This is a genomic window from Bacillus sp. GW823-FHT06B01 (assembly GCF_058952315.1).
Window position 1 is genome coordinate 579,885 of sequence record NZ_JBXAHR010000001.1, and the last position, 12,577, is coordinate 592,461.

11 protein-coding genes and 1 other annotated feature are annotated in these 12,577 nt (G+C 32.3%); of the genes, 1 reads left to right on the forward strand and 10 read right to left on the reverse strand.

Annotation, left to right across the window (positions count from 1 at the left end):
- Positions 1 to 25: 25 nt before the first annotated feature.
- Positions 26 to 1,249 carry a methyltransferase domain-containing protein gene (locus tag AC1Q8N_RS03135; RefSeq protein ID WP_493521064.1) on the reverse strand — a complete coding sequence of 408 codons (1,224 nt, stop codon included), beginning with the start codon at positions 1,247 to 1,249 and terminating at the stop codon, positions 26 to 28.
- A 261-nt stretch (positions 1,250 to 1,510) separates the two neighbouring features.
- On the opposite strand from AC1Q8N_RS03135, the gene AC1Q8N_RS03140 reads away from it, so the two are divergent.
- Positions 1,511 to 2,083 carry a DJ-1/PfpI family protein gene (locus AC1Q8N_RS03140; RefSeq protein WP_098077377.1) on the forward strand — a complete coding sequence of 191 codons (573 nt, stop codon included), beginning with the start codon at positions 1,511 to 1,513 and terminating at the stop codon, positions 2,081 to 2,083.
- A gap of 135 nt (positions 2,084 to 2,218) precedes the next feature.
- Here the strand turns inward: AC1Q8N_RS03140 and AC1Q8N_RS03145 are convergent, their stop codons facing one another.
- The 9 genes from AC1Q8N_RS03145 to AC1Q8N_RS03185 form a co-directional block, all read right to left on the reverse strand.
- Positions 2,219 to 3,025, reverse strand: coding sequence for a DegV family protein (locus AC1Q8N_RS03145; RefSeq protein WP_098077374.1), 807 nt, complete (start codon positions 3,023 to 3,025; stop codon positions 2,219 to 2,221).
- 198 nt (positions 3,026 to 3,223) lie between these two features.
- Positions 3,224 to 3,730, reverse strand: a complete 507-nt coding sequence (locus AC1Q8N_RS03150; RefSeq protein WP_098047630.1) for a DUF3189 family protein — start codon at positions 3,728 to 3,730, stop codon at positions 3,224 to 3,226.
- Positions 3,731 to 3,937: 207 nt separating this feature from the next.
- Positions 3,938 to 4,591, reverse strand: a complete 654-nt coding sequence (locus AC1Q8N_RS03155; protein WP_176519561.1) for a VanZ family protein — start codon at positions 4,589 to 4,591, stop codon at positions 3,938 to 3,940.
- Positions 4,592 to 4,690: 99 nt separating this feature from the next.
- Complete coding sequence (locus AC1Q8N_RS03160; protein ID WP_493521065.1) at positions 4,691 to 5,284, reverse strand: GNAT family N-acetyltransferase; 594 nt, start codon at positions 5,282 to 5,284, stop codon at positions 4,691 to 4,693.
- A 4-nt stretch (positions 5,285 to 5,288) separates the two neighbouring features.
- Positions 5,289 to 6,311, reverse strand: coding sequence for a serine hydrolase domain-containing protein (locus tag AC1Q8N_RS03165; RefSeq protein WP_098077365.1), 1,023 nt, complete (start codon positions 6,309 to 6,311; stop codon positions 5,289 to 5,291).
- Positions 6,312 to 6,415: 104 nt separating this feature from the next.
- Positions 6,416 to 7,654 (reverse strand): MFS transporter, encoded by a 1,239-nt coding sequence (locus AC1Q8N_RS03170; protein WP_098077362.1) that lies wholly within the window; start codon positions 7,652 to 7,654, stop codon positions 6,416 to 6,418.
- Between the two features lie 65 nt (positions 7,655 to 7,719).
- Positions 7,720 to 7,978 (reverse strand) — a binding site (T-box leader).
- A gap of 177 nt (positions 7,979 to 8,155) precedes the next feature.
- Positions 8,156 to 10,294: a penicillin-binding protein gene (locus AC1Q8N_RS03175; RefSeq protein WP_493521066.1), complete on the reverse strand. Its 2,139-nt coding sequence runs from the start codon at positions 10,292 to 10,294 to the stop codon at positions 8,156 to 8,158.
- 359 nt (positions 10,295 to 10,653) lie between these two features.
- A complete protein-coding gene (locus tag AC1Q8N_RS03180) occupies positions 10,654 to 11,253 on the reverse strand; it encodes an undecaprenyl-diphosphatase (protein WP_098077357.1) in 600 nt (199 codons plus the stop codon).
- Between the two features lie 249 nt (positions 11,254 to 11,502).
- Positions 11,503 to 12,489 (reverse strand): zinc-binding dehydrogenase, encoded by a 987-nt coding sequence (locus tag AC1Q8N_RS03185; protein WP_098077354.1) that lies wholly within the window; start codon positions 12,487 to 12,489, stop codon positions 11,503 to 11,505.
- Positions 12,490 to 12,577: the final 88 nt, after the last annotated feature.

Here is a 12,577-nt window from a genome sequence, read left to right on the forward strand (position 1 = left end):
CAGGGAAAATAAATAAAAGATGGGGTTAACCCCATCTTTTTCCGAAAAATGAATATGTATAAATTTCTTCTCCTTGAACAAAGAAATCCTCGTACTTTCCTCCTCGTTTCAAATAATTTGAAGTACTTTCATCGATGGATTGAAAGTGTAGATTTTGGATTTCTTTCGTTACTTTTGAAAGTGTAAAATTTTCTTGAAAGTTATTTTTAATTTGGCTATTTGAGCTGAAATTTTTAAATAAAATAAATAAACTTACTAAATAACAATCCGTTTTAAAAAGTGGATTTAATTCGCGAAGTAAAAAATCCTCATGCTCAAAACTATAATTGCTCGTACCAGAATGATCAATTACAATATCAACTGACTGATTCTGAATAGGGATATTCAAAAAATCAGCACAGATAAAGAGAATGTTTCTTTTCGGATTTCTTCTCGCTAATACATCTTTTAAAAATAAAAGTTTATTTAAATCTCGATCCACTGCAATGTATAGGCAATCTTCGGGCAGTTCTTCATAAATGTTTCTCAAAAAGAATCCAAGTCCCGATCCTAAATCCAGTATTAATTTGTTATTTAAATTTAAATGTATTAGTTTCTTTTTCGCCCATTCCCCTTCCCTATGCATATTTTCCAAATAAGCATTATCAGTTTCATGAATATAATCCGAAATAGTATCTTCAAGTGACGTTTGCTCATTTAATTTAAATGATTTACCAGCAGTTATAATTCCTGAAGTAATAATGTATTCTTCACCACAATTACAAAGTAACCTCCCCTCAGTAATTTGATTGTTATTAATAATTCCATCTTGAAGAATTAGTTTTTTACTACACTTAGAACATGTAAGTAAATGCAGTACGCTTAAATCTATCCCTATAATTGAATTTGAAGTTTCATTTGTTAATAATAAATCATGTAACACTTTCTTTAATTTATCCCGCCTCTTCACCAAAATTTCTATTTCCTGTTCCATCTTGTCATATTTCAATTTAAATAAAGATTGGTAAAAAGTATCATTTTCGTAATTCATAGATTTCGCTAATTTTTTATAAAAAAATAGTTCTTTAATTTCATTCAAGCTAAATCCTAGATCTTTGTAATGTAATATAAGTTCTAAATCTGTTTGACAATACTCATCAAAAAAATAATGCGATCCCTTTCTTTCAGGAATAATGAGGCTGAGATCCATATAATGTCTAATTGTATCAATACTTATGTTATTTACTTCTCCAAACTTACCAATTTTCATAATATCCCTACCATTTGTATATATTTTTATATAGATTTCTACTTTTATATTTAAAAACCCTTTAAACTTTCGAAACAACATTATTTACATTATGTATGGGGTATTTGAATGCCACATATTTTATAAGGTGTATAATCCTTTTATTTAATTAAATTTCCATCGCATAGAATATACAGGAATTTATAACTTAATATAGAAAATAAAGAGGAGGAGTTTATATTCTAAATAAGGGGACATACATACGGAATGAGGGATTGAAAAATGAAAATTGCAATAGTCTGTTTCGATAACTTTACTGATATAGATGTTTTTCTACCATGGGATTTATTAAATCGTGTACGTTTAGTTGGCGGTATTTCTGATTGGAACGTTCAACTATTAGGAACGGGAAAAACTCATATATCCATGTCTGGCTTACGTATTCCCATGACAGGAAGCATCTCTGATATTCCGTCTGCTGACGCTGTAATATTTGCAAGTGGTAAGGGTGTACAAAATTTATATAAAAATCAAGAGTATCTTAATAGCATTCATGTAAATCCTCAAAGACAATTAATAGGATCTATGTGTTCTGGTTCATTACTACTAGGAGCTAAGAAATTGCTAACAGGTAAAAAAGCCACTACATATCCATCCGCAGTAGAACAGCTTAAGGAATTTGATGTGGACGTTATTGAACAAAGTTTCGTGAACGAAGGAAATATCTCGACTGCTGCAGGTTGTTTTGCTGCTCAAGATCTTTCAGCTTGGATTATAAGAACCTTAATCAATGAAAAAATGGTCGATACTGTGCTAGAAACTGTTCAGCCAGTAGGCAAAGGTCTATATTTTTAATTTCAAATCAAGTTGAGGGATTGATTGCTCCCAAAACCGATAAAATGAGCTTTTTTGCTTGATGGCGACGTAATATACCTCCGATTCCAATTTAATTAAATAAAAAAACCCGCGAATCATTCACGGGTTTTCTGCTTAATAACTAATTGCTATTGTACCTTCACCTGCATGAACCGCAAATGAAATTGGTAATGGGTATAATTTGAAATCCATTTCAGGGAATGCTTGTCTAATATCTGCAATCCATTCTTCAGCTCCATCTTTATCGTTAGCATGGAACATATGAAGTACTTTTGGTAATTCTTTTTCAAGTTCATTTTTAATATATTCTCGACATTTTTGGATTTTACGAACTTTCTTTTCAAGTAAAAGCTCTCCACCTTTTACTTCTAGTATTAAGTTGACACTTAATAAACTTCCAAGTAAAAATTGAACTCCCTTTACACGTCCACTTGCGTAAAGGCCTTTTAAACTTTTCGGGAATACGTGGAAAGGTCTTCTTTTTTCATCTACTAATGTTTTGTGTATATCTTGTAACGTCATACCATCATTGTATAACGATTTCGCTTTTCTAATTAGTTCATCCATTGGATAACTTGTTGTTTCACTATCCAATACCGTTAATGGGAAACCTGCCATGTCTGCAGCTAACTTCATGTTTTGATAAGTTCCACTTACTTTTCCGCTAATAGCAACTGCAAATCCCTCTTCATATTCTTCTTTGCATTTCGAAAATAAATCTACCATTTCCCCTATGTTAGGCTGTGATGTAGTGACAGTTTTACCTTCGTTCAAAGTATTATAAACGCGCTCACGCACACCTTCTTCACAATCTTTGTACGACACACCATCAATAATAACTTCAATTGGGATAACAAAGTTATCTCCTTCTGTTTTAAAACTCGCAGTTGTACTATCAGTAATCCAAGCAACACGCTTCATGTTGTTCCTCCCTTAATTCAATTCCTCTTTTCTGACTTTTCTATATATTTATGTTACGAAAAGAGAATATCCCTGTAATAGTAACAGGACTTTATTGTTTTGGCTATAGTAGATGAATATTAAATGTGAATATTTTTTGTCATTTTGGCCAAAAAAAGAAGAAAATCGGAGTTTTTCCCAATTTTCTCTTATCATACATTATTTAAAAGTTTCATTATCTAAAATTACTACATAATCATTGGTCAATCGACCAGCTTCCTTCGTATAACTAACAAGTCTTTGCACGTTATCACAGCAAAGTTTCGCTCCCCATACGAGTAACGGTACGCCGATGAAGTCGATGTGAAATCTTCTAGAAAACAGACCACCGAAAGTCATTGGTAAAGGCACTGTTGGTGATGTATTAGAAAAAATAATCTTTTCATGACTTTGATAATGTTTTTGCAAAATCTCTCCTAAATGTTTCATCGCAGGTACAACGACTTTTGATGCACCACATCCAATTGTATAAACCGGATTACCATTTTCGTCTATTCCATGAAAAATGATTTTGCCCATATCCTCTGTTTTCAATTTATTAAAGTAATCTACATTCAAAATTTCTTCTTTCGTTAACTTACGATCCGTTGGTAATTTATTTAAATGATAAGCTGCAGCAAGTGAAGTTGAATGTGTTCCGCCAAAATCTGTATAAACGAATATCATATTATCATCCCTTGTTGTAAAAGTTCAATGTTATTTAGTATTACCGTTCACAGCATTGATAAACAAAGGATGAATGTATTTACAATTTTTTTGTTAATTCATTATATATTTTTGGGCTATACTATCGTCTATTTATTACGGTACATAATGTAATAATCGTAAGCATTTTTAATAAAAATAAACATATCTATTAACCCGTATGAACTGTTAGTTATCAATAGATTCTACACTTTTATAATTAGTCTTATTTAATACTTGAATATTAAATTTACTAGCTAGCATTAAAGTGATTTTATAAATAAAATATCCTACAATAGAACCTATAACGTTAAAAACCACATCATCAATATCAGTAATACGTCCCCATCCACTAAATAAAGACTCTGTTAGTTGTAATAATTCAATACTAATTGATATAGCTAAACCTAATAAAATAGTGTTTTTAATTTTTTTGAATTTATCCCATATAATTGGTGCTAAAAATCCTAACGGCATTAATAATAAAATATTTCCACCTACATTTCTTACGATGAGACCGATCATAAATAGAACATCACCATCATAAGCAATTCCTATTTTACCAATATCTTTAATAATTGAAGCAAAGGGGATAATATTGATTGAAAGTCTTATATTCTCGATGTCCGTTGGAAAACCGATTGGGATAGGAAATAAAGTTATTGCAACAACCATACCAATATATATTACGAATAGAAAACTAATTAGTTCTTTCCACCAATTCACACCTTTTTTACTTTTCATTCCAATAAAAATACTTCGTACAATCAAATAACAGATAACTCCTACTATGATAAACACACTACCATTGATCATATACAAACTGTTAACACATCCCTTCATAGTAATATTTTATAAATATACAGATATAATGTTATTAAATTCACTTGTATAGAATTATATTTCATTCTAGAAAACATTTATTTATAAAATAACTGCTTTCTAGTTAAAATACTTTTCAAAACAAAAACAATCGTGAACTCGTTTAAATTGTTTTCTTATCTCTTCTTTATTTTCACCTGTATAATGAGCAAATGTTTGAACTGGATATAACTGATCAATATTACTTTTCATTACACCTTTTATCTTGTCTGTATGATCGGAGTATACATGTAAATATGAATCTACGTTTACAAATCTGTTCTTTTCATACCATCCATGAACCCATAGGTTGTCCCTCGTCCATGCTTCCAATCGATTGAGGTTAAGTTCTTTCGCTAACTTCTCGGCCTCATTTAATAGTTGATTACCAATTTTCATTCTACGGAAATCTGGATGAACAGCAATATGCCAAATCATGCCACCAAGACCAGTTCCTCTCGAACAAACCGTACGCTCTTCTAATTCATATTCAATATCTATTAATCCCACAATTTGATTTTCATATACAGCTACTAATTCAATAGCAGGATTTTCATATTTTTCTTTTTCTCTAAATACATTATCGTAAGATGCTGTATCTAGAAAAGATAACACACGGCAACGTACCCATCCTGTTTCATCCGATTTGTTATACGCTCTAATTTCTATATTCATATAATTAAAAAGTTCCTTCTATTTCTGTCATTAATTTTTCGGGTCCTGTTCCTTTATTTGATGGGATAACCAATGTAATTCCTAAGTCTGGATATACGGCCGAGCGAAAACTAACGCCTGGATCATAACCCATTACATGATATTTGAATATCTTGTTTTCTCTCGTTTCAATCCATATTCCATATCCGTAAGACTGATTTTTATTTACTTGAATGTGTGGGGTTAAAAGTATGTTTGTATATTCCCGGCTTACAATTTCATAGTTAAACAACGCTTCCCAAAACTTCAGCATGTCTGGCGCAGTAATAAAAGCTCCACCATCAGATCCTCCTATTATTGGTATAGAGTATGCGTTTGTTCTCCAATTTTGGTTAATTTCGTCTTTTATATATCCTAGAGCTGTGTGTCTTGGTAATCTATCTAAAGAAAAATAGCCAGAATCGTTCATACCAATTGGATTAAATATGTTTTTTTCTATATACTCCGTAAATTTAAGTCCTGTCTGTTCTTCGATTATTAATCCAAGTATGATAAACCCAGCATTGTTGTAGTGAAACTTACTTCCTGTTGCAAACATCATATTTCTGTTTTGGAATAATGGTATGAAGTCTTTTAAATTTTTTAATAGATACATAGGAGTTTGTTCCCAAAGATCTTCGAAGTTATCCATAATACTTTCATCAAAATAATCCGGAATACCCGAACTATGCGTCAAAAGGTGATGTATTGTAATATCTTCATTGAAGTTTGGAAAGTTTATACGTAAACACTCTTTTAACTTTGTATGAAAAGTGATTACACCTTTTTCAACAAGTTGACAGATACCGATAGCAGTGAATATTTTACAACCGGAGGCAATTCCAAACCTTGTTTGTAGCGTATTATTTATACATTCATTGCGATTTGCGTAACCAAACGCCTCTTCATAGACTAAGCCTTTTTCTTCTTTTACTAAAATTACCCCAGAGAAATCTATATGCTGATGCATTTCTTTTACAATACTGTCTATTTGATTTTTTGTTTTCATTACAAAAACCACCCTCGTTTATCAATATTGTTCACCCTTCTTATATTTCCATATATAGGAGGGTAAACCCTCCTATTGAATACCGTAAATCAAAACCAAGATTACTATTTTGAATTGATTGACTCAGAGGAATGCACTTTAGACTGTGATGGCAATAAAATAAACACACACAATATGATAGTTATAAGGAACATGATTGATGAACCTATAATAACTACAAGTTGTATAGAAATAAATTGGGTTACAACTCCGAATAGAATCGTAATCGAAATGGTCATGAACGCAATAACAAGCCCATATATACTCCCAATCCGTCCCATCATATAGACAGGGACATTATTTTGATAAAAGGTGTTAAATCCTGTATTTGCATATGCCATAGAGAAAGATAAAATAAAGAATCCGATAGTAGCTATTAAAAACTCATTTGAAAAAGCATAAATTAAATAACCGATTGCGATGAATAATGATCCTATTCCAATTAAAAATGAAGGTGTTAATTTTTTTGATAAAACTGTATTTGTTATAGCTCCTAAAATAAATCCAGCTCCGCCGGTACTAACTAAAAAGCCATACTCACTATCTGATAACAGTAAAATTTTTTTAGCAAATGACAATTCAAGTGAATCATTTGCGGCAGCTAAAACCATCATCCCTTGAAATAAGAAGTACATAAAAACGATATATAAAGATTTTTTACTAAATTTTAAAACGATGTTCCAATCTTTTTTTAGTACAGCTAGAGATAACTTGTCATTTGATGTATGAATATCGGATTTTTTATCAAGATTAGGTAACAGTAATGTAATTACTCCTGATATGAGAAATGCTATAGCATTTATATATATAGCAAACTCTGGTGTACTTGCTATTAACAATACTCCCGCTATCGCTGGCCCAATTAAAAATGCACCAGATCCTATTAAACTACGTAATGAGTTAAAACGTTGTCTTTGCTCAACTGGAATTAATTTCGTCATATACGTCATAGCAGTTGGCTCATAAATTGCACTAGCCATACTAATAAAGAATACGAACACATAAACAATCCAAAGTGATGGAAGTAAAGGTAAAATAGCGATAAATACCGCACGATATATATCGAGGTGAATCATTAACTTCCGTTTATTTAAACGATCAATCATACTTCCTGACCATGCGTTTGTAAATAAAGCGGCTAATGGTTTAATTACATATAAAGTAGCAACAGCTAAGGCTGAGCCTCCCATATTATAGACAAGTACATTCAGTGCTATTAAGTAAATCCATGCCCCTAAATTCGCAATACCAACTCCAGACAGTAATAATAAAGGATATTTCCAACCTTTAAGTAAGTTTTTCATTTTAGGCCCCCGCTTTCCAAATTGTATTTAAACAATAAAAAAATCCCACCCCCAAGACTTTTTGTCTTAGGGACGAGATTTATCATCGCGGTGCCACCCTAGTTTGTTAATATGTCGCCATATTAACCTTATTAGGTACTGCATTGTAAATCATGCTTATACCATAGCTCTATAACGGGAGCTCCCGTCACACCACCCCCTAATAAAAGGTTCCGATGTGCCGCTCAGAGGCTTGGTTCAATAAAGAATTTTTACTCCTTTTCAGCTAAATGGAGCTCTCTGTGAAAAATTCATTTTATTTACTCTTCTCTTCACTGCATTTGATTTTTTCCATATTATCACAGAAATATTTAACTGTAAATAAAAAATAATCAGATATTTAATAACGTGTTTCTGTTAATTCTTTTATTTATTATTTTTTCTAAAAATTACGGTGCGTGAAATTACTTAAATCTATAAAATAAAGAGCCTATTGTATATAGACCCTTCACTTTGTCCGAATTAGTTTGTATTCGCCTCTGCTAGCGGTTGTAACGGTGGTTCCAATTCTAGGATTAATGCATCTCCTTCTTGTATATCTTGTCCCTTTTCAATGCTCTGACTCGTTACATAGCCCGTACCTGTAGTTTTTAAATCTAATTTTAATAATTTAGAGAAATACATAACATCACGCATTGACCAACCTTGTAAATTTGGCATTATTGCGTTCTTCCCTAATAAAAATATACGATCCCCTTCACTCATTACTTCACCAGATTGCGGATATTGTTTTATTATTTTTCCTTCGCCTAAAATTATCGGTTGGAGCTTCTCTTTTTTCACACTATTCTCTACTGTATCCATTGCTTGATTGACATAGTTTTGTACTTTTAATTGGGATCGTTTCGTTGCATCTTCCATTTGTTTTTCTGTATATGGTTTCACTTTTAAATATTCAAGGCTATTTTTCATAACTGGTTTAAATATTTCAGCGAGCGGCTGAGCTCCATACTCATCTCCCTTTAACTTTGGTTGCTTAATAGCTAAGTATACAATTAACTCTGGGTCATCAATCGGAGCCATTCCTAAAAATGAAAAAATATAGTTTTCTTTTCCTTCCATATATCGTCCATTTTCAGGATTCGGAATTTGCGCTGTTCCTGTCTTACCTCCTATTGGATAACCATCCACTTTATACATTGTACCAGTACCTTTTGAAGACGTAATAACACGCTCCATTAAGTCTCTTACCTTGTCCGCTGTCTCTTTTTTTATTGGATTCCCAATTTCTTTCGGTTGATTTTCCATAATAACTTGTTTATTTATTGGATTTACAACTTTGTCAACGATATATGGTTGCATCATTTTCCCGTCATTTGCTATAGCAGTAGCTGCTTGGATTAATTGAATGGGAGTTACTGTAGAACCTTGTCCGAAAGAAGTTGTGACTTGTTGAATTTGTGTATTTAATAATAATGTGTTTTTACTTTCGCCAGGTAAATCTATTCCGGTTTTTTGGTTGAATCCAAATTTATTCATATATTGCTTAAATTTATCCGGTTTCAATAACTGATCTTCTAAAATAGAAAAAGCTACGTTGGATGATCTTTCAAAGCCTTCATCAAATGTAATAGATCCCCATCCAAACCCACCGTTATGATCTTTTATATCAGATGAACCAACTGAATATTTTCCAGATTGGAAATATTCTTTCCCGTTATATACCCCTTCATTTATTGCAGCAGCTAACGTAAATACTTTCATAGTTGAACCTGGTTCAAATGCATATGCGATTGGGTCATTTAAAAAGTATTCGATATCTCCTTTATTAGGATTAAAACTAGGTTTACTAGACATTGCTAAAACTTTCCCTGTCTTTGGATCCGCTATGATTCCTACTAGCATAGAAGGATCATAGTGCTCTTGCGCCTTATTCATCGCTTCTTCTAAAAAACTATTAATTTGTTTATCTAGCGTAAGGTATACGTTATTCCCATTTTTAGCGGGTTCTATTTTCCCTATATCATTTGTAAGTGGGATCCCTCTTGGTGCTCCCACATATTCTATATTTCCGTTTGTCGAGCGCAAATATTTATCCAGACTCTTTTCCAGTCCAAATTTCCCTTCTGTATTCCCTTTATCGTCAGGTCTCGCAAAACCAAGAATATAAGATGCAAAATCTTCATTTGGATATACTCTTGCTTTTTCTGACATAAAAGATACACCCGGGATTTTCAATTGCTTTATTTGTTCCTTTACTTCTCTAGATAAATTCCGGCCAACTTTTCCAATCTCAACTTGCGTGCGTCCCTCATGAAAATTTTTTAATACGTCCTCTTTATCAATTTCAAGTGCATCAGCTAATCGCTCTGCGGTTTCCTCTTTATTTTTCACTTTATTTGTTCCTTTCAAATTCACAACAACACGATACGTTGTGGAATCTTGGACTAGCACCTTTCCAGTTTGATCATATATTGTGCCACGATTTGCTTCCAAAACACCATTTTTATTATGTTGTTCAGTTGCAAGATCCTTGACGTTCACATTATGCACGACCCCTACTGCTTGAATATAGAAAAAACGCAAAAGCATAATAAGAAACAAAACAATAAAAGCAATCATAAAATACCGCGCGCCTTTATTCGTTTGAAGTTTATGCATATTGATCTCCTTTCTTTCACAATTAATTGCGGCAAAGGTGTGCTACAAATTATGTAGTTTTTGATTTCAATACTATATGTTTCGAACTTTTCTTTTTAATTCCTTTAAAACGTTCTGAAAGTAGCTGTTGTTTCTGCTTTTATTTTTCTATTTACAGTACGGTGCGTGAAATTTACGAATATTCCGTTATAAGATGGTTAACTTATACAAATTTAATAGGAACTTATGATGCTAATTCCGTTGTTCTTTCTCCACTCTTTTAATACGCATACCCTTATCTTGTGCATAATAAAAAAGTTCGCCTCTGGATTTCCAAAGGCGAACTCTTAAACAAACTTACAAATAGTTATTTATAAAAATTAAGCTATATGATTATATTTCGCTAAAAAAGGAATTCGTTTCGCTACCAATGCGTACATTTTAAATACAAATTTCGCTATCGGTTCAAACATACGTGTACTTTGTATTACTAAACTACTCGTAATAAATGTTAAGAACGCAGCACCTAGTATATCTAGAGGATAATGAACTCCTACGTACATACGTGATACACCAACTAATACTGCCCAAATAAGAGCGACATATTTAAGTTTTTCTCCTCTAAGTAAAAATACAAATGCGATGGAAAATACAAGTACAGAATGATCACTAACAAATGATGAGTCTGCTGCATGTGGTACTAATTGATGTACATCATGTGATACAAATGGACGTGGATGGTAATATACTGCATGTATCACCACATTTACTAGTAATGCGATAATGACTGAAAGTGTCGTATATAACACTGTGTATTGTTTTTTAATGGCATTGACTTTCTTTCCATTATTAAACCATAAGACAAACATAAACAAAATCGCTACATATACAGCACTATTTGTAATAGCAATCATTAGCGTATCTAATAGTTTGGACGATCCTGCAAAATTATTAAACCATTGAAATACTGTGTAATTCATAATACTCTCTCCTTACATAAAAGCGTTCGTGATTTACACAGTATACAACATCTATATGAAAATGGACTTAAACTTTTCTCATCTAATTCTCATTTTACTAGTAGTTATTTGACAATATTAAGACTATTTATAATGGCTAATTATGTATAAAGCTGAAAAACCTTTAAAACAATACGAATCATATGCTTTTTATATATAGAATACATAACATAGTCATTTGAATATACTAGTTGCAAAATCATATTTGTATTACATCCGAAGTGCAATGTTACCAAATTGTTCTCCCTGTTCCATACGTCTTAATGCTTGAATCGCTTCTTCCAACCAATAAACTTTATCCATAATTGGTTTAATCTTATATTTCTCTATAAAATTAATCATTTCATTAAATTCTTCACTACTACCCATAGATGTCCCCATAATATCGATTTGATTATAAAATAACGCTCGTAATGGTAATTCAATTTTATCTCCAGAGCTTGCACCAAAATTAACAATTCTCCCATTTGGTTTTAATACATCAAAGTATTTTAAGAATGTTGCTGGACCTATACTATCGATTATTAAATCTACCTTCTCTCCGCATAAACTCTCTTCCCAATTTCCAGAACTATTAAAAGAAAAGTCTGCGCCATAGGTTTCGGCAAACTTTCTTTTGTTCTCTACCCTTGAAGTAACACTTACTTTTGCGCCAATTGCTTTTGCAAATAACATGGCAAATGTCGCTACACCGCCGCCTATGCCCGGAATTAAAACATGTTCTCCACTCTTTAATCTACCCTTTGTAAAAAGCGCTCTATATGCAGTTAGTGCCGATAAAGATAAGACGCCAGACTCTTCCCAAGTAAGATATGACGGTTTTTTCACTACATTTTCAGCGGGCACAATCACATATTCAGCAAACGTTCCATCTTTCGGTCCACCTAACACCTCTGGTAACTCGGGTATTTCAGCAATATGATCCCATCCAATACTAGGATTAATAATGATCTCGGTTTGTAATAAATCACCTGAAACACCTTCTCCAATTTCCGTAACAATACCTGCACCATCTGATCCTAGAACTAATGGTAATTGCATTTCTTTTCTGTTATTCATTATAAATAAATCTCGGTGATTTAAACCGGCTGATTTTAATTTCACTTTCACTTCTCCAGCATTAGGTGTTATCTCTGGTAATACTTTATATTCTACCCCTTCAAATCCAGATTTATATTGTTGTACGATAGCTTTCATTATTATTCCCCCTTCATGATTCTAATGTACTAGAAAGTTCGAAATAAACAAAATAATTTGACCGTAAAAAAGAAGGAATGCACAAAAA